This window comes from Picosynechococcus sp. PCC 7002, from assembly GCF_963860125.1.
GTDB lineage: Bacteria > Cyanobacteriota > Cyanobacteriia > Cyanobacteriales > MRBY01 > MRBY01.
Genome location: NZ_CAWLFA010000001.1, coordinates 1,357,631 through 1,384,387, shown reverse-complemented (window position 1 = coordinate 1,384,387; position 26,757 = coordinate 1,357,631). Strand labels below are relative to the sequence as shown.

Genomic DNA, 26,757 nt, shown 5'->3' with positions numbered 1-26,757 from the left:
ATGTGCTGCGTAAAAATCCTGAGATCTATTCTATCAAGCCCCAGAATTCCGAGCATTGGCGGTTTTTCCCCTAATCAAACCAACCGATTTCCTCATCGGGGATGCTGGAGGGGGGCTGATCAGGAAATTGCAAATTTGCTTGGTAACTGGCAATGCGGGCCAGTACAAGGGCGCGGTCTTCCTCAACGGTGCGTTCTATGGCGGCTTCTTTTTCCGTCTGTTGCGCTTCGAGGCTTTGGATTTGACCGTATAACTTTTCGACGAGGCCCCGTTGTGCGTCTAACTCTTGTTCGAGCTTTGTCTTTTCAGAAGAATCCGCTTCGAGGGTCTTAATGGTTTTCTCCGCGTTGGCGATCGCCTTTTGTTGGGCGGCAATTTTTTCTTCCAGGGCTTTTACTTCGCTCGCCAAGGTTTCCTTCTCCGTGAGCAATGTTTGATCAACAGAATCTGTCGCGACCGTTTCCTGTTGGGCGTAGAGGGTTTCAATGTGGGCCAGTAATTGCGCCTTCGTCATCCGGGAAAGGGCTGTTGGTGAAGGTTTCTCCGGTGTATCATTAACCGCCGTTTCGGGGGCAGCAGCCTTGGTTTTGTCCTGCTTTGCCTCCTGCCGTAATAAATCCGATAAATTTTGTTTGCTGCTAGCCATAACCGTTAAGTCCAATCTCGTTGCAGTTCATCCGCGACACGACGATAATCCGTTTCCGCATCCTTAGCCTTTTTACCACGCATTTGGGTCATGGGAACGCCTGCGAGGACAGCTTGCTCGTGGGCTTTATAACTGCGCACAAAGGCATGGCACACCGGAATCCCCAACTCAATCAAGGTATTTTGGGCATCAATGCTCTCCCGGAGGCTGCGACTATCGACTTTTGTCAGGAGCACTCGGTGACTAATTTCAACGGGATTAATGGCCGTTTGCACCGTTTCAATTAAGGCGCTTAAGTCCATCGGCGCTGGTGGTGTCGGCAAGATCACATAATCCGCAATCCGGAGGACGGTCTTGAGGGCCTGCGATCGCAAGGCTGGGGGGGTATCCACCACGATCAAGTCATAGCCTTTAATCTGTCGGAGATTTTGAAGTAAATCTGGTTGATGTTCTCTACTGACATCCAGTTGCCATTCATCGGGGTTACGATCCACCCACCAAGAGGCCGATCCCTGGGGGTCGCTATCCACCAAGAGAACCTGCTGTTTTTCGGCAAAAATGGCCGCAAGGTTAACGGCGGTTGTTGTTTTACCAACGCCTCCTTTGCCATTTACAACTGCTAAAATCCGCTGGGATGCCACGATAGATTTGTTTTTTGCTTATTAGCCTTGATTTATGGTGAGACATTATAGCGGCTCTGTTCCCACTCCCTAGTAAATGCAACGTTTCTTGAGGGAGCAGTGACGATCAAAAAGGCGATCGCTCTTCCCAATATGTTCTGGTGGTAGGGGCAAGTTCTAGATCAGCACTGAGCAAATCCAGGCCATCAATCACATCGGGCCAAAAGTCTCGTTTTATTTGAAGACTTTCAAAACATTGCTGGCGATAATCAGGGTTTGTTTGAAAGGATTTAATCGCATCACCCAGGGGACAGAGCACTTCATAGGCATTTTCTGCTTTGGCGATCGCCTCGCGGGAAAGCCCTGTGTGTAACCGTAAAACAGCCAAATCGATTAGATCGCGGGATTCAACGCTTCTATCCATGTAGCGATCAGCATTTGCTAATAATTTACTGGTTAAACAGTCGTTCAAACTCAGACAAGGGACAGGGGACCATGGAGGGAAGCGCGGCTCATCCAGTTCAAAACGGACTTCAGCAATGATTTCTAATTTAATCGGCACTTGATTGATTTCTACCAATAATCGCACGCCATACTGATCAGTGGTTGCTCGTCTAATTGTTAACGAAGAATTTTTTAAAAATAAACCTTGGTCCCCTGTCTGATATAAATGGGTACGCAGTTTTTTGTAACCTTGGGAAGTAACAGAGCAGATAAGATCAATGTCTTTACTCCAGCGATATTCTTTCATATCTAAAGCGAGAAGTGTTCCACCACCAAAATAAGCCTGACAATCGAGTAATAATTTTGGATCAAGGGATTTGAGAATTTCTAAAATGTAATTATGGTGGGGGATTTTAAACTTCACAGCTGAGCCTGGAGCCAGGAATGATATTGCTTTGCAAGACGTTGGACAAACTCCAACTCTTCTCCTTGAGGAGGCTGAAAAATATCTTTATAACGCCAACCCCGTTCATACCGCGAAAGCATTTGTTGCGGCGTGAATCGATAAACATCTTCTGTTTGCCAGCAAATCGCCTCTAAAAATGGCAAATACTGAGGATAATCAAAATTTTGAGATCGGGTTTCGTTGGCCATGGCTTAAGTAAGAAACATGACTCATAATGTTATTTTAATCACAGTATAGCCCACCTAAAATGTTCTTTTCTTTGCAATTTTATGGATGTAATTCTCTGTCACCAAACCGTTGATTTTGATGCCCTGGGGGCGGCGATCGGCTTGGCTTATCTGCGGGTTGGGGCGCGAGTAGTGCTGACTGGCGGGGCACATCCAGGGGTAAAACGGTTTCTCGCGCTCTATCGAGGGGAGTTTCCGTTTATTGAGATGCGTTCAGTCCATCCGGAGCAGTTGCGGACGATTATGGTGGTGGACAACCAGCAGCGACAACGACTGGGTAAGGCCCAGGAGTGGCTAGATCGCCCCCAGGTGAAGCAGATCGAAGTTTATGATCATCACCTTGATCAGGAGCGAGACATTCCGGCGACCTACGTGGAAATTGAAGACGTGGGGGCGACAACGACGATCATTGCAGAAAAATTGCAGGCGAGGGGGGTAGAACTCGATCCCTATACGGCGACGGTGATGGCCTTGGGGATTCATGTGGATACCGGGTCACTCACCTTTGACCAAACAACGGTACGGGATGCCCAGGCTTTAACGTGGCTAATGGGTCAGGGAGCCATGGTGAAAATTATTGCGGAGTATGCTGAACCCGGTTTTTCGCCCCAGGTGCAGCATTTATTTTCGGAGGCGATCGCCAACCTGGAGCGGGAAAATGTTGATGGCCATCGGGTAGCGCGAGTCTTGTTAAAAACAGCGAGTTTTGTGCCGGGACTATCGAATCTCGTCGAGCAGATGATGCAAATGACCGACCTCGATGCGCTGTTACTGGGGCATTTTTATCATCAGACCGATGCGGAAGGAAAAATGGTGATCATTGGGCGATCGCGGATTGTGGGGACAAGTCTCAATCGACTGTTTACGCCCTATGGTGGTGGTGGTCACGATCAAGCCGCATCCCTAAGCTTGCGCCTCAACAAACCAGAGGCAATGTTACACAAAATTTATGCCGAATTCATTGCCCAGGTGCCCCCTGCCCTAACCGCCCGAGATTTAATGACGGCCCCTGTGCGCACGATTTTGCCCCAAACTTCCATCGAGGAAGCCCAGCGGGTGTTGTTTCGCTACGGCCATTCCGGATTAGTGGTGGTGGATGATCGGCAACAACTGGTTGGGGTCATTTCGCGGCGGGATCTAGATTTGGCGATTCACCATGGCTTTCACCATGCCCCCGTTAAGGGTTATATGAGTCGAGAGGTGCGCACGATCCAGCCGGACACGACCATGCGCGACATTGAAACGATTATGGTGACGGACGATGTGGGGCGATTACCAGTGATCGAGGGTGATCAACTTTTGGGCATTGTGACGCGGACGGATGTTTTGCGACAACATCACCAGGACGAGCAGTCTCTTGATCTGTTACCCACTCCCAAGGATGACAAAAATCGCTATCCTTTGCGGGAAATTTTTGCGGAACGGCTGGCCCCTTCCCTGTGGCAGTTATTGCAGGGGGTGGCAACGGAAGCCGAAAAACGGGGCTGGCATTTGTACCTCGTCGGTGGGGCGGTGCGGGATGTGTTGCTCTCAGATTCCGATGAAGAATTGCTGTTGCAGGATATTGATCTGGTGGTGGATGGTTTCCATACGGCGGCGGATGTGGGGGCCGGGGTAACGCTGGCAAATTACATTTGCGATCGCCAACCGAACGCGCGGTTATCGGTGCATGGGGAATTCCAAACGGCGGCGATTTTGTGGCATAAAGATCCGGTGTTGGGTTCCCTATGGCTGGACATTGCCACGGCCCGAACGGAATTTTATCCCTATCCAGCGGCGAATCCGGAGGTGGAAGCGAGTTCGATTCGACAGGATTTGTATCGGCGCGATTTTTCGATCAATGCCCTCTGTTTGCGCCTGACGGAACCCCGGTCGGGGGAATTGCTGGACTTTTTTGGGGGACTCTGGGATCTCAAAAAACGGCAAATTCGGGTGCTCCATGCCAACAGTTTCATCGAAGACCCGACGCGCATCTATCGGGCGGTGCGGTTTGCGGTGCGGTTAAATTTTCAGCTAGAAGTGCAGACGGAGGAATATATTCGCTATGCGATCGCCTCTGGCATTTACGACAAATTGCACCACGAAAAACCCCAGGCCCCAGCACTCACGACGCGATTACGGGCAGAATTAAAATATCTTTTAACGGCAAAATATTGGAAGCCCGCATTGCAATTGTTGGACGATCTGGGCGCGTTGAAATGCATCCATAAAAATCTGGCTTTAACAGATGCGGTTTGGTGGCAAATTCGCTGTGTGGATCGTTGGCTGCGCTATCATGACCCCGATTATGAGTTGGAGCATTGGCTGCTTCGTCTGGAAGGATTACTACTGAATTTGACCACCGAAGAGCGCCTAAAGGTGGGCGATCGCCTGCAATTACCAAAGGATAGTTTGCAACGGTTAGAAGCAATTTCCCAGCATGAAGCGCAAATTTTGCCCAAACTTTTCCAGGCCACAAAACTGAGTGAAAAAGTCTTTGCCCTTAAGCATTTATCCTTGCCAGAAATTATCTTGCTAGCCGCCATCAGCCCGAAAAAAATGCGTCACGATTTATGGCATTATCTCCGCCGCTGGCAATTTATCCAAGCACCCCTTAATGGTTTTGATTTAAAAGAATTAGGTTATAAGCCAGGGCCACAATTTCGCGATATTTTATCAGATCTCCTCAAACAAACCCTCGACCAAAACATTGGCGATCGCCCCTCTGCTTTAGCTTATTTAGAAACCCACTATCCTCTCAATTAACTATTCCTCAATGAGAATTGCTTTCGGTTCCCCGACGGTCAACAGAGAAGTGGCGAGCAAAATAACTGGGTCAGGGGTTTCATTTTGGCCAAAATGTACCATTCCCTCGGATTCTGTTACCGCATCCCCTGGTTTGAGGAGGGTTTTTTGTCCCGCAGTTAAGGTTTCTTTTGTGCCATCCGTGCGGGTGATGAGTGCCGTGCCTTCGATGACCGCATAGGTCAACAAGCCAAATTCCACCCGGGCGATTTGCAAGCCAGGATGGATGTGGGGCGGCAGGGTCGCAAAGGGAGGAATTTCATAACGCACCAACTCCAAAATTTGATTGGGGGCCGCTTCCGGCAACCCTTCAGCTAGAACAGTGCGAGTGACGGTTTGGGTATATTGATTTTTGGATTCTGATTCAGCTAGAGCCGCCGGGAAGACAGAAAAACAGCTACAGAGCAGGAATGAAGAAAGAAAATAATGGGGTTTCACAGCGAACGGAACTCACTTTTGTTAAAAGACGATAGTTGCAGTGTAAAAGTCTCTTTGGCGATCACTTTCTAGGCAACATAATTCTTAAAATTCTTTGAAATAATCCCTAGCAAAAGTAAGAAATTTTGTAGCATTTTCAATTTGTTGATTCGCTTGGTATGCAGAAATTGCCTGGAACTTTCCATAGTCACCTGTCTGTCGAAGAGACTGGGCATCAATAAGAAAACGATGAAATTCTCGTGGCACTTTACCTAATTTAGCAAAATCTCGACCAAAAGCAGAAATTACAGCAGTATGACTCGAAAAAGTTTTTGCTTCTCCTTCTAAAAAAGCTTCGGCTAAGTAAAACATTGTGTAGTAAGCTCGCGAAACCGAATAATCAAAGTATTGATTGTCTCGTAATAATTTGGCTGCTTCTAAACTTTCAGTTGCCTTACTCATTAAGTTTTGCTGCTGGCAATTCACAAATAAATACCTTCTCGCTGAATATTTCGAATTAGAGCACTCCGATGTTTTTCAAAATATTCATTGTCCATAAAAATGCGGTTGATTAAAATGTCATATTCCAAGCAGATATCAGCAATTATGGCGCTGGTTTTTTCTAATTCTTGATCTAAATTAAAATTGTGTTTTAAAACAATGGCAATGTCAATGTCTGAGTCTTCTTTTGCCGTATTTTTCGCCTGTGACCCGAATAGGATTAAGTCTTTGAGTTCTGGCCCATAGATTCTTTCGAGAGAGTCTCGCAGTCGTTCAAGAATAGCACTAAGAGCGGGATGAACCATGGCGATCGCCTGCAATGTTTACTGTTTTATTTTAATCCAAGAAAAAAAGAAGTACTCAATAATGAATACTCCTCTGTGAAAGCTAAAAATTCAAGTTAGTTAGTAGTAATTACCCACTTTGCGGTGGTGAACAGCAGTTAAACCATCGGGGTTGGAGACGCGACCCGCAGCGACTTTGCTATACACAATCCAGTGATCGCTACATTCCATCCGACTGACCACTTCGCATTCGAGGTAGGCCAGGGCATCATTCAAAATCGGGGAACCATTTTTCGCGGTTTGCACTTTTACCCCTTCAAAGCGGTCTGCGCCGGGGGGAAAACGCTTGAGGAAATGTTTCATCAAAGGTTGGTATTTCCCTTCCTCGAGGATATTCAACACAAAGCGATCGCCCACTTGCATCAGGGATTCAATCGCTCGGTCTTTTGCCACCGCGACGGTAAAACCGGGGGGGGCAAAACTGGCTTGGGTCACCCAGGAGGCGACCATCGCCCCTTTCATGTCGCCTTTCTGGGCGGTGATGATGTACAAGCCGCCACTGATGCGTCCCATCGCTTTATCGAGTTCAGTATCGATATTTTTCCGTTGTTTGAGCTTTTCTTTTTGGGTGAGCAATTGGCCGAGGTCAGTACCAGATTCCTCACAGAGCTGATAAAGACCTTCGCCGGGTTCATCCTTGACGCGGATCGAATCAAAAGCTTTGGTCAGGCCAGCATCCCGGAAGCGCATCAGCAACGGATCAATGGGTTCGTCGTTGCCGCCGTAGGATTCGAATAGTCCGACAACTTGTTTGTCCTTTGAGGCGGCGAGAATGGTGCCCACGGCTTTACTTAATTCGGCGTTGTAGGCGCTGTCGATGGGGGGCATGCCAATCACTAGCCCTGCGGCGCGACCAACAATTTCGTGGACATCCTGGGGATCTGCGACTTTGAGATCGACCATTTCTACGGCAACTCCGGCTTTGGTAATCCCCTTGGCGATCGCCTGGGAAATACGGTCACTGTAGCCATAATCAGAGACGTAAAATACCGCCGCCATTTTATCGCCCTTGGTTTGGGCCTCGCTCCACTGGCGATACCACTCCATCATTTCCTTGGTGTTGTGCTTCAGCAGCGGGCCATGGCCATTGGCAACTAAGGTGATTTCCCCGTCGAGCTTGTCCACCCGCTTCATTGCACTCAGTACCGAGCGGGCGTTGGGAGCCATCAAACATTCGTAATAAAAACGGTAATCCGGTGTGATCGCCTGGAGATCCTCGTCGTAGGTGGCATCAGAACAATAGTGCATCCCGAAGGCATCGCAGGTAAACAGAATTTCGCTTGCCGGATCGTAGGTAAAAATCGTGTCGGGCCAATGGAGGTTCGGCGCACTGACAAATTCAAGGTTGTGACCGTTGCCTAAATCGAGGCGATCGCCACTTTTCACTTCGATAAATTCAAAGGGATCATGGACTAAATCCTTAAGGAACTTAATCGCAATTTTCGCGCCGACCACCACTGCTTGGGGGGCAATTTTCAAAACATCTTTAACGAGGCCACTGTGATCTGGTTCCGTGTGGCTAATGATCAGGTAATCAATGGTTTTCGGGTCAATTTCGCCAGTGAGCGCATCGAGGTATCGCTGCCGAAACTTCGCGTGGGAGGTATCCACAAGGGCAACTTTTTCGCCTCGGATGATGTAGGAATTGTAGGTGGTGCCATTTTGCAAACCGAACTCGATGTCAAAGCGATCGCGGTCCCAGTCCAGTGAACGAATCGTTGTGGTGTTGTCGTTAACCTTTTCTGTCTGGATCGTTAACCGCTTTTCGGTTTTAATTGGCGTAGCAACCATAGGTAACCCTCCTACACTGTGATGCAATAGTCATCTTTCACTTATTGTGGCACGAATTTATTAGGGGTTGTGGCCTAGGCAGAGGGGGAAATGATTAAACATTTCGATAACATTCATCATGGCGCAATGGTCTGAACTGCGGGAGATTTCTCGATTATTTTTGCGATTAGGTTTTACGGCGTTTGGCGGCCCTGTGGCTCACATTGCGATGATGCACGACGAGGTGGTAAAAAAACGCCACTGGCTTACGGAACAGGAATTTCTCGACATTCTCGGCGCAACAAATTTAATTCCTGGCCCCAATTCTACGGAAATGGCAATCCACCTCAGTTTTAAGCGCGCCGGTTGGTGGGGCTTGCTCATGGGGGGCCTTAGTTTTACGGCTCCGGCGGTGGGTTTAATGCTGCTCTGTGCGATCGCCTATCAGCAGTTTGGCACAACACCCCAGGGGACATGGCTGCTCTATGGGGTCAAACCAGTGGCGATCGCCATTATTGCCCAGGCCCTATGGAAGCTTGGGAAAAAGGCAATTAAAGATAGATTTGGGATCGGTTTAGCAGTATTTAATGTGGTGCTATCCCTGGTCGGTCTCCATGAACTGTGGTTGTTGTTTCTGAGTGGCTTCATTGGCCTAGGGAAAAAACTAGGGGGCCAATGGCTAAAAACAAAACAAACCCGTAGCATTGTTCCCGCTCCGTTGCTGTTGCTATTAAATGGCACCCCTGCAAATTTCAGTTTGGGCTGGCTTTTTTTAATGTTTCTTAAGGTGGGGGCGGTGCTCTATGGCAGTGGCTACGTCCTCGTGGCTTTTTTGCGGGCAGATTTTGTGGAGCGCCTCGGTTGGCTGACGGATCAACAACTCCTCGATGCGATCGCCATTGGTCAAATCACCCCAGGGCCTTTATCTTCGACGGCGACTTTCATCGGCTATCTGTTGGGGGGAGTACCGGGGGCTGGGGTTGCCACCTTGGGAATGTTCCTCCCTTCTTTTCTCTTTGTGGCGATTCTCAATCCAATTTTGCCGAAACTGCTCCAGGCCAAATCATTCCGGGCTTTTCTCGATGGGGTGAATATTGGTGCGCTGAGTCTCATGACCGTTGTCACCGTGTTTCTGGCGCAATCTTCTTTAGTTGATCCTCTGACCATTGGGGTGGCGATCGCCGCTTTATTTCTCTTGATCAAATACAAAATCAATTCCCTCTGGCTAGTGCTGGGTGGGATGGCGATCGGTTTACTGTCTCCTTTTTTGCCAAGCTAGTGGGTTTGAATTTAGAGGAGTCAAGGTAGACTAAAATCACATTCATCTGCGTATCAGTCCAAACCATGCAACTCTCGCCCCAGGAAAAAGACAAGCTGCTCATTTTTACGGCCTTTTTAGTGGCGGAACGCCGGAAAAATAAAGGACTTAAGCTCAACTATCCTGAAGCGGTGGCCTACATTTCAGGCTTAATCCTCGAAGGGGCAAGGGAAGGTAAACTGGTCGCCGAACTGATGAGCGAAGGACAGACTTGGCTGACCCGTGATGATGTCATGGCCGGGGTCGCCGAAATGGTGGATGAAGTACAGGTAGAAGCGACTTTTCCCGACGGGACGAAACTGGTAACGATCCACAATCCGATCCAATAATCAAAAAATTTCAGAAACTTCCCTAAAAATTTCTGCCCTCCAACAGACGAATAAAACACCATTAAAAACCTTAGAATTGGAGCAGTCTTTTTTTTGGTGTGACCGGAGTGAGGTGCCTCGGTGAATGTTCTAGATATCCTAAACCGTGGGGGGCCAGCGATGTGGCCCTTAGTACTCTTGTCGATTATGGCTCTGAGTACGATTATTGAGCGGCTGTGGTTTTGGTGGAAAGTGATCCAACAAAGCCAGCGGGTCCAGGACAAAATTTTGGATGCTGCCCATTACCAATGGCAAGCGGTGAGCGAAATTGCCCGCACCTGCCAAAAACATCCCCTTGGTCGCTTCCTCTATGCTCCTTTGAAGCAACAGGCCACCGACCCAGAAATTTTTCACTTGGCCCTTGAAGCGGCGGCAGATGAAGAATTGGCGAATATGCGTCGCGGTGAAAAGGTCTTAGAAGCAGTCATTGCTCTCTCGCCTTTGTTGGGACTACTGGGAACTGTTTTAGGCTTAATCAACTCCTTAGGATCAATCCAATTGAGTGATTTAGGTACAGATTCGACCACAGGGGTGACCTTGGGGATCAGTGAGTCGCTCTTTTCGACGGCGATGGGTTTGATCGTCGCGATTGTGGCCCTAGCTTTTTACCGTTTGTTCCAAGCGCTTTCGAGCAATCAGGTGCGCCTTTTCCGTCAAGCGGGCAGTGAACTAGAAATGCTCTATCGCCAAAATTATCTCGAAGGATTACCTGCTTCTGTTGACAATGTAGATGCAATGCTCATTGAAGGAGACCAAAATGAAGCGTGAGCCAATTAAGCCAGAAACTTTGGGTTTAAGGCCGTTCCAACTCTGGCAAGAAAATTCTGCGCCGGATCTGCGCATCGAAATTATTCCGCTGATCGATGTGATTTTTTGTGTGCTGACCTTTTTTATCCTGGCGGCAGTGAATTTATCGCGACAGCAAGCGATTAACTTAAATTTACCTGTGGCGGAGAGCGCAACGACCCAAATGCCCGATATGGTGATTGTGAGTTTGACGGACTTCGGGCAAATCTATGTGGAAAAACAATTGATTGAGACCCAGGCCCAATTTTCACAAATTGTTGAGGATTATTTAGGGCGTAATCCTAATGGTGTCGTTGTGCTCAATGCGTCGGAAAAGCGGCCCTATCAGGAAGTGATTCAGGTTTTAGATTGGCTCAAATCCATTGGTGGCGAACGGGTCGCCTTGGGAACGGGCGCAGGCACCCAGGGGGAACAGGCCCTTGATTCTTTCTTTGAGGGCCAACAAACTCCGGGCTTGAATCCAGGTACGCCGACAATTCCCCAGGTGCCGGGAGTCAATCCAAATAATGATTTTCAGCTTGAGCCCCTCGACAGTGGCACACCGTTACCGCCGCCCAATGGGAATGGGTTTGATTTGGAGTTACAGCCCCTAGAGGAGTTCGGGACGCCACCTAGTCCGACCCAGATTCAGGAGCAGTTACAAAATAATCAGCAATAGTTTGGAGAATTTGCTGGTGGATGGTTTCAGGGGGTTGGGTAGCATCGAGTTGTTGCCAATTCCCTGGATAGGTTTGAAAAATTTGTTGGTAGTTTTGGCGCACTTGGGTAAGTTTGGCTTTGGTTTCGTAGATTTCTTGGTGCGATCGCCTTTGGACGCGCTCTAGGGCCACCTCCACGGGAAGATCGCAATAAAACACCAGATCGGGATTAGGAAAATCTTGGTTGAGACGGTAAATAAATTCGTATTCGGCGGCATTGTTGGCGTTGTAGGCGAGGGAAGAAAAATAATAGCGGGTCGTAATCACCTGGATCCCAGCGGCAAGTTGTTTGAAGACGCCGTCAATTTCGTTGTAAAGATGATCATGGCGATCGCCAGCGAAGAGATAAGCCAGTTGCCGATTTAGTTGGACTGGGTCGGTGGTAAAGCGCAGCCGTTGCCGCAGAGTTTCTCGAACGAGGTTGCCGATAATGCCGTTGGAGGGTTCGGGACTGAGGACGGCGGGGATCTTTTGTCGCTGAAAATGTTGATACAAAAGCTCGGCTTGGGTAGAGCTACCGGAACCGTCAATCCCTTCAAAAACGATAAATTTTGCTTGGGTTTCACGCTGCATCACCACACCATCTCCGCCAAAAGGCCCGCATTTTCTAGGAGATTGTCCCACGTCTGGAAAGGTTTTTGGTTTTGAATCAAATCACGGCAATGGTAAATTAGTTTGCCAGAGCGATCGCCGAGGATGGTGGCCCCCAACAGTTGATCCTGGCCATCGAGCCACAATTTGAGCGTTAAGTCTTGGGGAAATTGCAGTTGATCAACGCGATCGATCATTAGAGTCTTACTCAGGATTTTTGCGTCGGGGGGCAGATTTTGACCTTGGGCACCCACATGATCAAAAGGTAGCGGTTCAAACAAACGATAGGGAACTTCGCCGTAGGCACAGGGCATTTTTCGGCGCTGGGGCATATTGTTCACGAGGGTTGTCGCTTCGGCGATCGCCAATTCTGGCAAAGCATAACCACCAAGCACTGGCCCGACTCCATAAATATTGCTGCGGGGAGTTCTAAGCTCAGAATCAACCCGTAACCGCATCTGGGGCGGCTGACAAAAATCGGGGGGCAAATTCAGTTGAGTTGTCAAACCCCGGCGCTCTTTGGCCCAAATGACGGCCTGGTGTTCCTGGGTAAGGAGATCTGGGATTAGCTCAAACTGGAGCGTTACCCCCGCCACTTCGAGGCAAGTCTGTAACCGTTGGACGCAGTCAGGATCTTCTGTGGGCAGTAGGCTTTTTTCGCTAGTTAACGTGACCGTTTTTCCCAATTTTGCGAGGCAGTAGGCAAGGGTAAGGCAATGGGGATCGTGACCAACAAGGACAATTTTTTCTGGCAGGGTGCGCCAAGTTTCTGGATTTAAGAGGTCAGTGGGGCTTAAAAAACCATCCTGGGGAGGCGTAACCCAAGTGGTGCCCGTGGCGATCGCATAATGTTTGCTTTGGAGGCGACGGGTTGCGGTGATAAAACAGGTGTTGGGTTTCCAGACAAAATTGCCCATTTCTGGAATTACATCAACGCCCGCTTCTGCCAGGCGTGCCAAGGGTTCATAGAAATCATTCGGGGCGATCGCCCCCTTAACCCAAGCGGCAATATCTATTGGTTGGGGCTGTTCGGCCAGGTGTAGCAAGGTTTTTTCGAGGGCGAGTACCTGTTGATCCTGGAGTGGCTCCCCTGTTTGCTGCACTAAAGCAACTTTTTTACCAGAGGCGATCGCCCGTTTTGCCGTCGCAATTCCAGCTCCCGTTGCCCCAATCACCACCAAATCGTAGTCCACTGCCATACCAACCCCAATCACGTTCAAAAGGGATATCATAACCCAGGTTTCGGATCGTCCTAAAGCTGCTGCAATACAGGCTCGGCTGTCGCTTTTTCCTGGGGAACAGGGCCGGTGATTTTTTGCACATTCACGGCACAGGCTTTTAATTCCGGCTGCAATGAATCGGGACAGGCTTCGGCATGGCTCAGGGCATTGGCTTCGGTATCTTCTCCCCACAAAGCGCCCCAGTGCATCGGCGCAAAAACGGTGCCAGGGGTAATATTTTTCGTGATCAGCGCTGGAAATCGGGCCATACCGCGCGGCGATCGCACTTCCACCATTTCCCCGTCGGTAATGCTGAGACGGTCTGCATCGCGGGGGTGAATTTCCAGGAAAGGATTTGGGTGCATTTTTTGGATTTTTTTGATTCGTCCCGTGCGGGTCATCGTGTGCCAATGGCCGTAGAGTCGTCCAATGGTCAGCACAAAAGGATAGTCGGTGTTTGGTGGTTCTGCGAGACCCCGGGAGTGGTACGCCGCAAACCTGGCCCGGCCATCGGGGGTATGGAACCGTCGGTCGGTGTAAAGCCGTTTGCCCTTAAGGGGTTCGTCCTGGTGGAATAATTTTTGCAATAAACCCCGGTTGTCGGCTGTTGTTTCTGGATCGCACTTGGTCTCATTGGCGGGACAGGGCCATTGGATCGGGCCTTCGGTGGCCAAACGTTGGTGACTTAGCCCCGTCATATCACAGGGGCGATCGCCCGTGAGCTGAACAAATTCGGCGTAAACCTCTGCTGAAGATACCGCCCGGAACTGTTGCTGGAATCCGAGGCGGCGTCCTACCTCGGCGAAAATCTCCCAATCAGCCCAGGCTTCACCGGGGCGATCGCGGAACTGGGGACAATAGGTCACAACCCGCTCCGAATTGGTCATTGCGCCTGTTTTCTCGCCCCACTGCAACGCTGGCAAGAGGAGATGGGCGTAGTTAGACGTTTCCGTGGGGTAATAGGCATCCTGGCAAATGGTAAAGGGGGATTTTAACAATGCAGCCTTGGTTCGTTCCAAGTCGGGCATACTCACCGCTGGATTCGTCGCTACCACCCACAGCAAACCCACTGTCCCCATGTCTAGACCCTCGATCATCGCCCAGGCATCTTTTCCGGGCAGTGGTGAGATGGTTCCTGGGGGTAATTGCCAGGCTTTTTCTAAGGTGGCGCGGTGCTCTGGATTTTTGACGAGGCGATATCCCGGCAGTAAATGGGCCAGTCCTCCCGCTTCTCTGCCCCCCATGGCATTGGGTTGACCCGTGAGAGAAAAAGGCCCGGCCCCCGGCTTGCCAATTTCCCCGGTCATTAGGTGCAAATTAATTAGGGTGCGTACCTTGGCTGTGCCCTCGGCGGATTGGTTCATCCCCATCGACCAAAGAGATAAAACATTGTCCGCATTGGCCCAATATTTTGCGGCTTGTTCGAGGTGATCAATGCGAATCCCACAGCGTCGGGCCACCGTTTCGGGAGTATAGCTCTGGATGAGCATCGCATATTTAGAAAAGCCCTTGGTACATTCATCGATGAAGAGGGTATCGATTTTGCCCCATTTCAGTAATAGATGCGCAATGCCGTTGAGTAAATCAATATCAGTGCCGGGTTTGATCGCCAGGTGAAGATCGGCCACTTCGGCGGTTTTGGTGCGGCGGGGATCAACGACAATTAACTTTGCTTTAGAGCGTTTATGGTGTTCGCGTAGGCGATTAAACACAATCGGGTGACATTCGGCGGTATTGCTGCCGATGATAAAGGCGCAATCGGTTAATTCTAGGTCTTCGTAGCAAGGGGGCGGCCCATCGGCCCCAAAGCTCTGGATATAGCCCGCCACGGCAGAGGACATACAGAGGCGGGAGTTGGCATCGAAATTGTTGGTGCCGAGGCAGCCCTTGAGGAGTTTTTGGGCGGTGTAATAGTCTTCGGTTTGGAGCTGTCCGGAGCCATACATGGCAATACCTTCGCTGCCGAGGGTTGCCTTTACCGTTTTGATCTGCTCCACAATTAGCTCAAAGGCGTCATCCCAACTGATGCGCTGGAATTGATCCTGTAGCGATCGCCGATACATGGGGTAGAGTAAGCGGTCTTGATCGAGGGATTCGGCAATGGTCGCGCCCTTAACACAGACTTTACCGAGGCTGGATGGATGTTGGCGATCGCCCATGACTTTGAGGGTGGGTTGTTCATTTTTGATCACCTCAGAAACTTCGAGGCCACAACCAACACCACAATAGGGACAAAGGGTTTTCGTTTTGCGTTGATCCATTGCTAAACCGCTAACTTTAAGACTTCAATAATAGAGTTAAAAAATGCCAGAAAATTAAATAGCATTCATTAAGGAAAAAATCCCCTGGGGCAATGATCCTGAAAGACCCACATGGCCCCAAAGCGCGTAATAGAAAAAAACCTGTAAAACGCCATTACTTGCCATGACTTTTGTTTTACAGGTTGTGCCTAAACTAATCTCAAAAACCTAATAGGTCGCTTCTTCCTCAATGGGAGGGGTCGCGGTCATTTCCGTTTCGCCTTCATGGAACTCAGCAAACGAGCCCTTCGGTTCTTTGAGGAAAAAAGCACAGAGGAAAGCAACAATCAAGCCCGTGATCCCCAGCACTTGGAAGAAGCCAGCGTTGACCGTGGCCATCACAGGTTCACCTCCATTGGCCCCTGCCGAAGCTTCGGTGAGCAACAATAGCACTGTCAAATAAGCCACTGCTCCCACATTGCCGTAGGCGCCAACGTTGCCAGCAATTTGTCCGGTAATGCGTCGTTTGACGAGGGGGACAATCGCAAAAGTTGAACCCTCTGCGGCTTGCACAAAGAAGGAACAGGCCATCGTTAACAAAACGGCGATCGCCAAGGGCCAAGTCCCCGCCACCGAACTCATCAGGAGATAACCAACCCCCATGCCCACCGTGAGGACAACCATTGTCCATTTCCGGCTGCCCATCTTATCGGAGATCAAGCCTCCCCCTGGGCGGGACATCAAGTTCATAAATGCATAGCTAGAAGCAATAATTCCCGCCGTTGCCTTGTCTAAACTAAAGGTGCCTTCAAAGAAAGCCGGCAACATGGTCACCACTGCGAGTTCAGAGCCGAAATTCACAATATAGGTCAGCTCTAAAATAGCCACTTGGCTAAATTCGTAACGGTCTTCCGGGGCATAGCGTTTTTTCCCGGTCATTAAGTCCTTATTCACAGTCCAGCAGTTATAGGTCTGGAACAGATACAGGCCCACTAGTGCCAGAATAGCGATCGCAAAGCCAGTGCCATTTAAAAAATTCACCTTTTGCAAACGCCAAGCCAGCACCATCAAAATCAAGGTCAAAGGCAAATTCATGGCCAACAGGAACCAGAAATCCTTTTTGGTTGTGACTTCCATGCCCCGGGCACTCTTCGGGCGGTGGTACGTTTTCCCAGGGGGGGTATCACTCACGCTGAAGTAATACAACATCCCATACAAAGCCGCGATAATCCCTGTACCGGCGATCGCCGCCCGCCAATTCAAAATAGCCGTATTAAATTCCGGGAAAAAGAGAATCTTAAAACTTTCCGGCTGGCCGAAATTAAACGCACCGGGGAGGAAAGCCAAAATGATCCCAAAAATCACCATGGTAAAGGCCGAAAATGCCGAGCCAAAGTTACCCCAGCCCCCATAAATGCCTTCTGCTGTACCCACATCTTTGGGAGGAAACCACTCTGCGACCATCCGAATCCCGATCACAAAACCAGCCCCAACAATCCCCATTAAGAGACGTCCTAATACCAGTTGATTAAAGCTCTGGGCCGTCGCGAAAATCAAACAAGGAACCGCAGCATAGATCAACAATAGTGAGTAGGTTAAACGGGGGCCGTATTTATCTAACAGCATGCCGATAATGATCCGTGCGGGCACCGTCAAAGCAACATTACACAACCCGATTGTGCCTAGTTGAGCCTTGTCTAAGCCAAAATCCTGGGCGATGGTGGTTGCGAAAGGTGGAAAATTAAACCACACCACGAACGACAGGAAAAAAGCAAACCAGGTCATATGCAGGATCTTATACCTGCCATTAAATGACCACATTTCTCCAAGCATTGTTTACCATCCTAAAAAGAGTATTTTCAAGCTGCAGGTCAGACTGTCAATTTTCGACCTTATGGGGATTCGAACCAATCAAGAAACTTATGATTATCAAGAAAATAAGCGAGGGAATTATTTTTTCCCATTATGAAGAAACCAATATTATTTGATTCCGACAATTGTTTATGTTCCTGTTGATAGTTCGAATGGCCTAAAAATCTCTCGCCACTGCAAGAAGTTGTGATAAAGAATCACATTCTTTCTTCGCTAAATTCGTAACCGCTGATACTCTTTATGGGGATCGATGCGCTTTTGGGATGACAAGGGGCTTAATCCTGCATCCTAAGCTTCTGAATCTGTTTCTGATGCTAATGAGGATGGTTCATTGGAGGTCTCAGCACTTTCACCATAGGCAAAGCCATGTTCATCGGCGTAACGGTGCATGAAACGCATGAATCTTTCCCAGTGGTCGTCATTCTCAATTTCAAAGCGACAAATGACGCCCCGGAGCTCGTCTCCTTCTTCGCCACCAAAGACAATGCGACAACTGGAGGGGGTAACTGCGATGTCTCCTTCTTCGTCGATCAGTCGGACAATGCCATTGGAGCCAGCAGTAAAGCTCTGGAAACGGTCAAGGGCATTGAGTTGGGCAAAGGTCATAGAGACGGATTTGACACCTGTTTTGGGGTTGCGCTGCAGGCTAACGTTGCTGAGTTCTTCGCTGATGCCGTTGAAAAATTCGATCCGTGGTGTTGGGTCTTTTGGTGGAGGCGGGGCGGCTGGTTCGGTTTGTTTATTTTTGAAGAAGTTAAACATGATTTTGGAGGGCGATCGCCAGTGAGGGAGGGATATAAGGCTATACCCCTATCCTAACAATCGTGTGCTGAACCTATTCGGCTTTGCCTGCTTTATTTTGGATTTTGAGGATCAAAAATCCCCAAGCTACACCAAAGAGAACTGCGGTGATGGCAATGATAAAGCCGTTGAACATCATACTTTCTGCGCTCATGGAAATACTCCTTTGTCTGGTTATAATGGCTTGATTTTAAAGCGGTTTGGCCACAAAGGACATTTTAAAGCAGGTAGTGGGATTTTTGCGGTTGGGGTATTCCAGGGGCGCGGTTGGGATATTCCAGGGGCGATCGCCGCTCTGCAAATTTCTCCAAATTAAAAAAATAAACTCCAAACTCCAAATTTGTGGGGTTTTTGTGGGATTATATAGTTTTTGTTTTTTGCTATGATGAGCGATTTTAGCTACAGGAACTATGCTGAAGAATGACATTTGGATCCTCGAACAAGCCCAACAGGGGATGATTTCTCCCTTTGAAGCCTCACTGATCCGCCAGATCCAACTGTCCCCCCAGCAAACTGTACCGGCCCTCAGCTACGGCCTGTCTAGCTATGGCTACGATATTCGCCTCAGCCCCGAAGAATTTCTTATTTTCCGCCATATCCCTGGCACCGTTGTGAATCCCAAAGCCTTCAGCCCGGAAAACCTTGAGCGGGTTGACCTCAAGCGCGATGAGTACGGCGATTACTTTATTATTCCGGCTAATTCCTATGGTTTGGGCGTGTCCCTCGAAAAAATTCAGATGCCCCCCAATGTCACCGCGATCTGTCTTGGTAAGTCCACCTATGCCCGTGTCGGTCTGATTGCGAACACAACTCCCCTAGAGGCTTCCTGGTGCGGTGCAATCACCCTTGAATTCAGCAACGCCTCTAGTACCGACTGCCGTATTTATGCTAATGAAGGGGTTGTGCAACTACTTTTCTTTGAAGGCGATCCCTGCAACACAACTTATTCTGATCGTGGTGGAAAATACCAAAATCAGGAAGGAAAAGTCACCCTGCCCAGAGTCTAGGCCGATTCTGTTTATAGTTGGCGATCGCCCCAATTTTTATTACAACCCCCATGGACATCGCTTATTTTTGTCTATGGTGAAATCAAATCTTTTCTTTCCCTACATCTCCATTTGCTCCTGAGTTTGAATTGTCATGGATAAATTTCGCGTTGAAGTGCTCCGCTCTACCCCCAACCCCCAGCAAACTATCTGGAGTGCCATGCACCAGGACTACTGCGAGGAATTTGTGTGGGAACAACAGAGTAATTTTCCAGACGAACAAAAAGCAGGGGAGTTAATTGTTAAACATCTTTTGGCGGGTGGTCGCGGTCACTATGGCCCCCTGGAACATCCCCAGATTGTTTTTAATGTGGGCTATTTTCCCCACTCGATGATGCAGCAAATCCGGACTCATCGCGTGGGCGTTTCCTTTGATGTACAGTGCCTCGCCGGAGATACAGAAATCACCTTTGTCCAAGCCTCTGGATCTCTCCGCAAAATTAAAATTAGCGATCTCCATGACCTCTGGCACAACGGAGAAAAAGCCATACGGGAACGCAAAATTCGTGGTCGCAAAGGTGAACAACCAGGCTTTTACCGCCGCGACTGTAAAACTCGCTTGCGTAACATGTCATTAAGGGTGCTGAATGAGGACACTGGTAATTTTGAAATTGGCCATCTCCAAGATGTAATGAGTAGCGGTGAGCAGCCCGTTTATCGCCTGACCTTAGCCGATGGAAAAACCCTTGACTGCACCGTTAATCATCGTCTCTACACGACCCAAGGCTGGCAACGCATGGGAGAAGCCCTGGGTTTAATGACCGATGAAGAACATCAAGTCCTAGCAGTGACAAAAACCTGTGAAGTCATGACCAACGGCGTTGTCCGTCCCGATGCTCTCTACAGTCAGCAATCTTGGTTAGCCGCACAGGCAAAACAAGGGTTAACAGCTCAGCAAATTGCTAATATTTGTGACTGCTCCCCAGACGTGATTCGCCATTGGGCCAAGAAATTTCAATTAAAACTTCCTGCGGGTCATCGGCGAGGGCTAAAAACAGTTGTCGGTAATGGCTGTTATCGCAGTCGTACTTGGCTACAACAGCAACATGAACGAGGGTTACATGTCGATGAAATTGCTGCTTTAGCGAATTGCTCTATCGAATCTGTGAAAAAGTGGAGCTACCATCATGGCCTCCAACTCAATAAACGCTCCCCTGGAACCAAACAACCTTGGAATAAAGGTTTAACGGGTTATCGTCTTACATTGTCTGAGACAGCTATGGAAACACGGCGACGGAATGCGCAACATTTCACCAAACGTGGTGCAGATTCTCACTTTTGGAGAGGCGGCACTGCCACAGAGCGGCAACAGATTGGGGCCTGGACACGACAAATTGCTCCACAAGTCCATGCAAAATTCGACTATATTTGTCAGTCTTGTGGCCAACAAGGTAAACAATTACATGCCCATCATCTCGTACCCGTTTTTGCGGATAAATCCCTTGCCTACGAATTTGAGAATTTAGTTTCTCTTTGTCAGACTTGCCATCAATCTCTACATCAAAATCACTTGGAAGAGGATTTTGCCAGACGATTTCACCCCATCCGAAAACCTGAAATGTGGGCGGCAAAACCTAAATCTAAGGGTCGTCGTTTAAAAGCGCATCCGGTGAAGGTGGTTGCCGTGGAATATCTTGGGATCCAGCCCACCTACGATCTGGAAGTACAAGGGCCTTGGCATAATTTTGTGGCGAATGGTGTTGTTGTGCACAATTCTTTCCGCTATACAGGACAGCGGATTATTGACGTTGCAGAAGGCAAGCGGGACGTAGAAGAGGTCTTTTACCTACGGCCTGTGGGTAAGTATGATAATCGTCAAGGGAAAAAATATTTTTACTCAGAAGAGCAGCGTAACGCTGATAAGGAATGGTGTCTGGCTGCCTGCGATCGCTATCGGCAACGGATTGAAGAAGGCTTGGCAGAGGAGCACGCTCGGAGTTTGATTCCTTTTGATGCGCGGCAACACTTTGTTATGAGTTGCAATGTGCGATCGCTGATGCATTTGTTAGATTTGCGTTGGAAAAAAGACGCCCAACTAGAAGCCCAACAACTTTGTGAATTATTATTTGTTCACTTTGAAACTTGGTGTCCAGAAATTGCAGCTTGGTACCATAAGAATCGCGCCCAAAAAGCACGCTTGTCGCCTTAAGATTTTCTTTAGATTTTTGAGGCTGAGTGCCGATAAATTTACGCAAAAGTTAACATTGCTTGGTAATCTGTAATGTTCTTTCTAAATAGATCGAGTGGATGAAACCTTTGAAAATCAAAGAATAAGGCTGATTATCCATAAATTTTGATTGTCATGACCGGGGAATTTTGTGAAAATTCCTTAATCCTTTTGAATTTTCCTTTTAAGATAGAAGCAGTTGCTTTAGCTTGGTTGTGATGCCTCGAATTTTAATTATTGATGATGATCCGGCGATCGCCGAATTGGTTGCGATAAACCTTGAAATGGCGGGTTATGACGTCAGTCGTGCCGAAGACGGTATTAAAGGTCAGGCATTGGCGGTGCAGCTACAACCCGATTTGGTCATGCTGGATCTGATGTTGCCGAAAGTGGACGGGTTTACCGTTTGTCAACGGATCCGGCGGGAAGAACGCACAGCAGATATCCCCATTTTGATGTTAACCGCCCTGGGGCAGACCCAAGATAAGGTAGATGGCTTTAACGCGGGGGCCGATGATTACCTCACGAAGCCCTTTGAAGTCGAAGAAATGTTGGTGCGGGTGCGGGCTTTATTGCGACGGAGCGATCGCATTCCCCAGGCCGCCAAACACACAGAAATTTTAAACTACGGCCCGTTAACGTTAATCCCAGAGCGATTCGAGGCGATTTGGTTTGATCAGACCATCAAATTGACTCACCTTGAATTTGAATTGCTCCACTGTCTCCTGCAACGTCACGGCCAGACCATTTCTCCCAGCGAAATCCTCAAGGAAGTGTGGGGTTATGATCCTTCCGATGATATCGAGACCATCCGGGTGCACGTTCGCCACCTGCGCACGAAGTTAGAGCCGGAGCCCCGTCGTCCCCAGTACATCAAAACGGTTTATGGGGCGGGTTACTGCCTGGAGTTGCCGTCGCGGGTGAACCACGGGGAGACAACTCAGGTCTCGGAGCCAATGAACTCCTAGGCCCAAGTTTGCTTTGGCGTTAATTGATCAGCGCTCAAAGGTAATGGAGCCAGCGGAGTCCCCAGTTTCTCAGGCGATCGCACTGGGCAAAGCGGCCATAAAGTACCTGGGAGAGCAACCAGCGTTTTAGGGGATATCGCCATTGTCGTAATAAGGTCTGCAATCCCCAGCCGAGCAGGCCCAAGACGATGGGAACGAGAATCCATAGTAAGGGTTGCATCATCAGCGTTGACCAACCCAAGATCACAGAGATTAATACAAAGGCGATCGCCAAGGGCCAGGCCAGGCAACTGAAACCATATTTTCGTTGTCGCCAGGGTAATTGCGTCAATAATTGCCCAATAAACCACCCTTGAATTTCTGCTAACTGTTGATAGAGGGAAGGCGACGGCAGTAGATCCGCTACCACTTGGTGCAACACACCGCCATCAAGTCCAATTTGGGTCTTTAAAACGTTGATCCCTTCGTAACGCAACAGAAAAGAGAGGGACGCCTGGGGCCAGTCACCTTCTCGAAAAAGCACATATTTTCGCCAAGCGAGGTTGAACTCATCGGTAAACGTTAGGGTTTGCCCTTTGTTTTTGAGCGCCAGGAGCTGCAAAAGGTCATCATGATCCAACACAAATAAAACCCCGTGGCAGAGTGTGGACTGCGGTGGCGGCGTTAGCTGTTCTTGATCCAGTTGGATGTAGGGGTGTGCGGAAACAGTCACGGGAGAAAGGGCAAAAAGCGTAAATGACAGAGAAAACTATTGGGGCTTAACAAGGGACGCTCTGGGGAGACTTGGTCGGGCTTTGGACGTTTGTGAACTCGGTTTGGGTTGTCGTTTGAACGTGCCTTGAATGAGACTGATAAAAAATCTTAAGAGTCCCTGCCATTGCTGTTCACTGGTTTGGATATTGTGCTGGTGGGCCTGGAGGATTGTCGTGCAGTGGGGATGGCTCATCAGAGCTTCGGTGTAGGTATTCGCAATGGTGCCATCCAGTTGCAGGATTGTTTTCGCGTAAATAATGCCTTCGGGGAGGGGCTGTTTCGCTTGTTGGTGCTGTCGTTTGCGTTGGTCAAGGGCAATTTTTAGTTCTCCTAGTTTGCGTAGGCAACAGAGAAATTGGCGATCGCCAAGCAGATTTTGAATTTGCCGCTGATCTTGGGCATCGCCCGTGGGATTGGGGAGTGGGGGGAGAGGGCCGGAGTTTTCGCCATGATACAAAGGGTGTGTCGGTTCCCTGAGGAGGGTGTGGTATTGTCGCGCCAGTTGCGATCGCAAATTGCCGTAGGCCGCCTGTAAATCGGGGGAGTAATGCTGCTGGCTGAGCGTATCCTCCCTGAGATAATACAAATCTTGGTAAACCTCCTGGGGAATAAATCGCTGACCATCAATGGCATCGACCACCATCGTACTGACCTCTAGGGTGCTTGCATCCAGAAAAACCTGGTTTAGAGCCTGGATAAATGGGTCCATAGCAGCAGGCTGGAGCTGAGGGGATTTGGCTTCGGGAGCAGAACGATTCATGGGAGACCAAAAAAGTGGGATGAAACAATTGGGAGCGTCGTTAGCAGTAACACCTAGGACTCTTCTTCTAGAAAAAGAGGCGCCTCGTCTCCAAAATCAAAATCATCAAAGTCCTTGCTATCAAAGGTACTCAGTTCTTCTAAATCTGCTAGCGCTTCTTCTAAATCTAGATCCCCATCGGGGGCGATCGCCGCATCGCTGGCGGATAGATCAATGGCACTGTCTTGATCCAAATTATCGAGGCTGGTGATATCTATCGCTGAATTTTCGTCATCAAGGGCAAGATCGAAATCAGGATCTAGTTCACCCGACAGATCAAGTTCCTCTAACCAACTATCATCGCTGAAATCATTGGTCGGGGCGGCTGTTGCGTCATGGTGATGATTGGCCTCGCTGGTGCCGTTGCTTTCATCTCCTAGGGAAGGGAGATCGGCTGTAAGGTCAAGATCATCATCCCAAAGGGCCATGGCCTCCGGTGGCAAAGTCTGGGGGTCAAGATCAAGGTCTAAGTCGTCAAAATCCAGGGCTGCAGCATCTTGCGGACTAAGATCATCTGGCTGTTGAAAATCTGCCTGAATCACAGTCTCTTTGCTGAACTCACTGGCCTCAAAGTCGTGGGAATTTTCTTGGTGATCAAGGGCTTCGATTTCAAGTTCGGAGAGATGGTCTTGATCAAGGTCAAAGTCGAGCAGTGCTGCCTCATCGAGTTCCCCTAGGTTAAAGATATCGGCATCTTCTTCCTCTGGGTCGGCTCCCTCTGACAGCCAAGCGTCGGGATCCGTCGTGGATTCCGGTGGGGCATCAGGATCAGCCGGGGCGACGTGAATATCCTCGGTGAAGTCTTGTTGTTCTAGATCTAAATCAAAGGATGCATCGAGGGGATCAAGGGCCATTTCCCCAGAGAGCTCCATCTGGTCGAGGTCAAACTCAAAATCGTCAAATTGCTCAAGATCGTCTTCAGATAGAGCTTCTGGAGCTTCTAGGGAATCGATATCTGACCCAGAATCATCACTGGTATTGTTGGAATGATCAATGGGTTCGAGATCAAGCTCAAAATCACTGGGCAGATCGAAGTCTTCCTCGGCTAGGGGATCTGCTGTTGCCAAGGGATCAGCCCCAAGCTCAAAATCGGCATCAAAAGCATCGGGATCGAGGTCTAGGTCTCCGTCGTCATCTAATTCTAGATCTAGGGCTAAGTCTGAACTGCCAAGGTCTGGGGCATTTAAGGGGCCGAGGGTATTTTCGTCTAAATCTGTGGGGAAGAGGTTGAAGTCAAAGGCGTCCAAATCCTCTAGATCCGTGGGTAGGTCTTGGTGATCTGTAATGGTTTCTTCGGGGGCGATCGCCGCATCTGCTTCGGTGGTTTCAATGAGCGTTTCTTCATTACTCCCCAGAAGATCGTCCAAGTCAGCGGCGGCCAAAGTCTCTAAACGTTCTAAGTCAGAGTCCGTAAAGTCTAATTCTTCTTCTTCGCTGAATTCCTCGTTGGGCAAGGCATCATCTGCCGTCAACTCTGATGAGGCTTCCGGGTCATTGTCAAAATCGGCGGTGGTGACATCCGGGAAGGCTTGGCTTAGGCGATCGCCAAGTTCATCTTCCGGGAGTTCGCCGAGGGCCAGATCCTCTATGAAAATATCCTCCCCAAAGTCAGCGATGGTTTCATTGAAGTCCCCTAAGTCTGCTTCACTATCACCATCATTAGCTTCGGACTCTGCCAGATCAGGTAAAGCCTCTGCTTCTGCGGCCAGTTCCTGCTCCAACCAATTTTCCGGAAGGGGAGGTAAAGGCAATCGGTCTGTCTCCGGCCCATCGAGGGACGTGATCTCCGTGACGCCTGGGTGATTGTGCCAATCCTGATTCAAAAATGCAAATAAAGTCTCATCATCGACCGCATCTAGATCCGTGGTTTCTAACGATGTCGCTGTCTCTGCTACGGGAGTTTCGGGGTCTTCGAGTAAATCTTCTAATTCTAAATCGTCTACTGCCTCATCTCTGAAGGGATCGCTGTCTACTTCAAAATCTGCCAAATTGGGGACATAGGCATCGGGGCGATCGCCGTTGGCCCGTTCTGCCGCCGTGGTATCAACAGGGGTTTCCCAATCTTCAATTTCTGGGGCCTCATGGGTTGTCAGGGTCGCCTCTGGCGTTTCATCCAGGGCAATTTCCGCAAAATTATCTAAAAAGTTGAGAGAATCAGCATCCGCTAGATCCTTCGCCTCGTTCTTTTCTGCGACAAAGCTGGGCTGAGGTTCCGCAGCTGATTCGGTCGGGGCAGAGGGGGCTACCGTTGGCAGGGAATTATGGGGCAGAGGGGGAATTTTATCACTCTCCGGCGGCGTTTCCGAAAAAGGCTCAACAACCTTCACCGTTGCGGCCATGAGCGTTTGGTTAGGAATTTCAAGGAATTTCAGGTCTAGGGGTTCCTCGGCATTCATCAAGCGGTCATATTGCTGCAGGGTCACAAGCAACTGAAATAGCTGTTGCAAACCCTGGAAATTTTCTTGAATTTTACGGTGACCTAGGGCAACTTGCTGTTGATGAAAATGCTGGAGATTCTGGTACTGAGCAGTATTGAGTACGGCCTCGTCGACATCATTTTCGACGGTGCCATTAATGAGATCGACTTGGGTATGGAGGCTCGTATCGGGAGGGTAGGGCTCACCCTGGTCAGGATGACGGACAATGCGAGTCGTAATATTTAGGGTTGCTGCCTTACTCGCCACCATCGTAAAGGCTTTGGAAAGGTCGCCGCTGCGGAGGGCTTGCTTAAATTCATCGCTTAAGGACATGGTGGAATCTCCTTGGTCACTGGGTTGGCGCAAAAATGGGGGCGCAGTATGGATAAAAGCCTGGGGATGATGGCTGGGCGGATGTTATTTCTTCTCAGAATATCCCATCCCTAAAATGTCGTTGGTAAAATGCCAGTAAA

General features: G+C 49.2%; 26 protein-coding genes. 9 read left to right on the top strand and 17 right to left on the bottom strand.

The features are described from left to right. Positions 1–70 precede the first annotated feature (70 nt). The 4 genes from AACQ84_RS06780 to AACQ84_RS06765 all read right to left on the bottom strand — a co-directional run bounded on the left by AACQ84_RS06780 (position 71) and on the right by AACQ84_RS06765 (position 2,364). The gene (locus AACQ84_RS06780; protein ID WP_041443469.1) at positions 71–646 is read right to left on the bottom strand and encodes a hypothetical protein; all 576 of its coding nucleotides are present in this window, start codon (positions 644–646) and stop codon (positions 71–73) included. 5 nt (positions 647–651) lie between these two features. Further along, positions 652–1,287, bottom strand: coding sequence for a ParA family protein (locus AACQ84_RS06775; RefSeq protein ID WP_012306948.1), 636 nt, complete (start codon positions 1,285–1,287; stop codon positions 652–654). Positions 1,288–1,393: 106 nt separating this feature from the next. Beyond that, the gene (locus AACQ84_RS06770; protein WP_012306947.1) at positions 1,394–2,134 is read right to left on the bottom strand and encodes a nucleotidyl transferase AbiEii/AbiGii toxin family protein; all 741 of its coding nucleotides are present in this window, start codon (positions 2,132–2,134) and stop codon (positions 1,394–1,396) included. Continuing rightward, positions 2,131–2,364, bottom strand: a complete 234-nt coding sequence (locus tag AACQ84_RS06765; RefSeq protein ID WP_012306946.1) for a hypothetical protein — start codon at positions 2,362–2,364, stop codon at positions 2,131–2,133. The genes AACQ84_RS06770 and AACQ84_RS06765 overlap by 4 nt, the downstream gene beginning before the upstream one ends. Before the next feature lie 81 nt (positions 2,365–2,445). Here AACQ84_RS06765 and AACQ84_RS06760 point away from each other — a divergent pair, with 81 nt between their 5' ends. Continuing rightward, a complete protein-coding gene (locus AACQ84_RS06760) occupies positions 2,446–5,148 on the top strand; it encodes a CBS domain-containing protein (protein WP_012306945.1) in 2,703 nt (900 codons plus the stop codon). Here the strand turns inward: AACQ84_RS06760 and AACQ84_RS06755 are convergent, their stop codons facing one another. From AACQ84_RS06755 to AACQ84_RS06740, 4 genes are all read right to left on the bottom strand, one after another. Further along, entirely contained in the window at positions 5,149–5,625 is a 477-nt protein-coding gene (locus tag AACQ84_RS06755) for a cupin domain-containing protein (RefSeq protein ID WP_012306944.1), read from the bottom strand. It abuts the gene before it with no gap. Between the two features lie 84 nt (positions 5,626–5,709). Next, positions 5,710–6,090: a HEPN domain-containing protein gene (locus tag AACQ84_RS06750; protein ID WP_012306943.1), complete on the bottom strand. Its 381-nt coding sequence runs from the start codon at positions 6,088–6,090 to the stop codon at positions 5,710–5,712. Further along, entirely contained in the window at positions 6,087–6,410 is a 324-nt protein-coding gene (locus AACQ84_RS06745) for a nucleotidyltransferase domain-containing protein (RefSeq protein ID WP_012306942.1), read from the bottom strand. Before AACQ84_RS06745 ends, AACQ84_RS06750 begins: the two co-directional genes overlap by 4 nt. Before the next feature lie 99 nt (positions 6,411–6,509). Then, positions 6,510–8,240, bottom strand: a complete 1,731-nt coding sequence (locus AACQ84_RS06740) for a diflavin flavoprotein (protein ID WP_012306941.1) — start codon at positions 8,238–8,240, stop codon at positions 6,510–6,512. Between the two features lie 118 nt (positions 8,241–8,358). On the opposite strand from AACQ84_RS06740, the gene chrA reads away from it, so the two are divergent. From chrA to AACQ84_RS06720, 4 genes are all read left to right on the top strand, one after another. Next, positions 8,359–9,498, top strand: coding sequence for a chromate efflux transporter (gene chrA / locus AACQ84_RS06735; protein ID WP_012306940.1), 1,140 nt, complete (start codon positions 8,359–8,361; stop codon positions 9,496–9,498). Positions 9,499–9,563: 65 nt separating this feature from the next. Then, on the top strand, positions 9,564–9,866 hold the full coding sequence (gene ureA / locus AACQ84_RS06730) for an urease subunit gamma (RefSeq protein ID WP_012306939.1): 303 nt from the start codon (positions 9,564–9,566) through the stop codon (positions 9,864–9,866). Positions 9,867–10,052: 186 nt separating this feature from the next. After that, positions 10,053–10,673 carry a MotA/TolQ/ExbB proton channel family protein gene (locus AACQ84_RS06725; RefSeq protein ID WP_303396470.1) on the top strand — a complete coding sequence of 207 codons (621 nt, stop codon included), beginning with the start codon at positions 10,053–10,055 and terminating at the stop codon, positions 10,671–10,673. Continuing rightward, positions 10,663–11,370 carry an ExbD/TolR family protein gene (locus AACQ84_RS06720; RefSeq protein WP_012306937.1) on the top strand — a complete coding sequence of 236 codons (708 nt, stop codon included), beginning with the start codon at positions 10,663–10,665 and terminating at the stop codon, positions 11,368–11,370. The genes AACQ84_RS06725 and AACQ84_RS06720 overlap by 11 nt, the downstream gene beginning before the upstream one ends. On the opposite strand, the gene tmk is transcribed toward AACQ84_RS06720, so the two are convergent. From tmk to petM, 6 genes are all read right to left on the bottom strand, one after another. Then, the gene (tmk, locus tag AACQ84_RS06715) at positions 11,324–11,983 is read right to left on the bottom strand and encodes a dTMP kinase (RefSeq protein WP_012306936.1); all 660 of its coding nucleotides are present in this window, start codon (positions 11,981–11,983) and stop codon (positions 11,324–11,326) included. The genes AACQ84_RS06720 and tmk overlap by 47 nt on opposite strands. Continuing rightward, the gene (locus AACQ84_RS06710; RefSeq protein WP_012306935.1) at positions 11,983–13,200 is read right to left on the bottom strand and encodes an FAD-dependent oxidoreductase; all 1,218 of its coding nucleotides are present in this window, start codon (positions 13,198–13,200) and stop codon (positions 11,983–11,985) included. The genes tmk and AACQ84_RS06710 overlap by 1 nt, the downstream gene beginning before the upstream one ends. 53 nt (positions 13,201–13,253) lie before the next feature. Beyond that, positions 13,254–15,482, bottom strand: a complete 2,229-nt coding sequence (locus tag AACQ84_RS06705; protein ID WP_012306934.1) for a molybdopterin oxidoreductase family protein — start codon at positions 15,480–15,482, stop codon at positions 13,254–13,256. 207 nt (positions 15,483–15,689) lie between these two features. Further along, positions 15,690–17,294, bottom strand: coding sequence for an MFS transporter (locus tag AACQ84_RS06700; RefSeq protein ID WP_041443465.1), 1,605 nt, complete (start codon positions 17,292–17,294; stop codon positions 15,690–15,692). Positions 17,295–17,621: 327 nt separating this feature from the next. After that, positions 17,622–18,095: a photosystem II reaction center protein Psb28 gene (psb28, locus tag AACQ84_RS06695; protein WP_012306932.1), complete on the bottom strand. Its 474-nt coding sequence runs from the start codon at positions 18,093–18,095 to the stop codon at positions 17,622–17,624. A 73-nt stretch (positions 18,096–18,168) separates the two neighbouring features. Next, positions 18,169–18,288, bottom strand: coding sequence for a cytochrome b6-f complex subunit PetM (petM, locus tag AACQ84_RS06690; RefSeq protein ID WP_012306931.1), 120 nt, complete (start codon positions 18,286–18,288; stop codon positions 18,169–18,171). 12 nt (positions 18,289–18,300) lie between these two features. Between petM and AACQ84_RS06685 the strand changes: the two genes are divergently transcribed. The 4 genes from AACQ84_RS06685 (at position 18,301) to AACQ84_RS06670 (ending at position 22,315) form a co-directional block, all read left to right on the top strand. Beyond that, positions 18,301–18,450: a hypothetical protein gene (locus AACQ84_RS06685; protein ID WP_156785469.1), complete on the top strand. Its 150-nt coding sequence runs from the start codon at positions 18,301–18,303 to the stop codon at positions 18,448–18,450. A 94-nt stretch (positions 18,451–18,544) separates the two neighbouring features. Beyond that, complete coding sequence (dcd, locus tag AACQ84_RS06680; protein WP_012306930.1) at positions 18,545–19,141, top strand: dCTP deaminase; 597 nt, start codon at positions 18,545–18,547, stop codon at positions 19,139–19,141. Positions 19,142–19,274: 133 nt separating this feature from the next. Next, entirely contained in the window at positions 19,275–21,329 is a 2,055-nt protein-coding gene (gene thyX / locus AACQ84_RS06675; protein WP_012306929.1) for an FAD-dependent thymidylate synthase, read from the top strand. 236 nt (positions 21,330–21,565) lie between these two features. Next, positions 21,566–22,315 (top strand): response regulator transcription factor, encoded by a 750-nt coding sequence (locus AACQ84_RS06670; protein ID WP_012306928.1) that lies wholly within the window; start codon positions 21,566–21,568, stop codon positions 22,313–22,315. A 34-nt stretch (positions 22,316–22,349) separates the two neighbouring features. Here the strand turns inward: AACQ84_RS06670 and AACQ84_RS06665 are convergent, their stop codons facing one another. The 3 genes from AACQ84_RS06665 to AACQ84_RS06655 are packed head-to-tail and all read right to left on the bottom strand — an operon-like array spanning position 22,350 to position 26,617. Further along, on the bottom strand, positions 22,350–23,027 hold the full coding sequence (locus tag AACQ84_RS06665; RefSeq protein WP_012306927.1) for a hypothetical protein: 678 nt from the start codon (positions 23,025–23,027) through the stop codon (positions 22,350–22,352). 36 nt (positions 23,028–23,063) lie between these two features. Then, positions 23,064–23,828 carry a hypothetical protein gene (locus AACQ84_RS06660; protein ID WP_041443462.1) on the bottom strand — a complete coding sequence of 255 codons (765 nt, stop codon included), beginning with the start codon at positions 23,826–23,828 and terminating at the stop codon, positions 23,064–23,066. Between the two features lie 53 nt (positions 23,829–23,881). Then, positions 23,882–26,617 carry a hypothetical protein gene (locus AACQ84_RS06655; protein WP_012306925.1) on the bottom strand — a complete coding sequence of 912 codons (2,736 nt, stop codon included), beginning with the start codon at positions 26,615–26,617 and terminating at the stop codon, positions 23,882–23,884. Positions 26,618–26,757 lie beyond the last annotated feature (140 nt).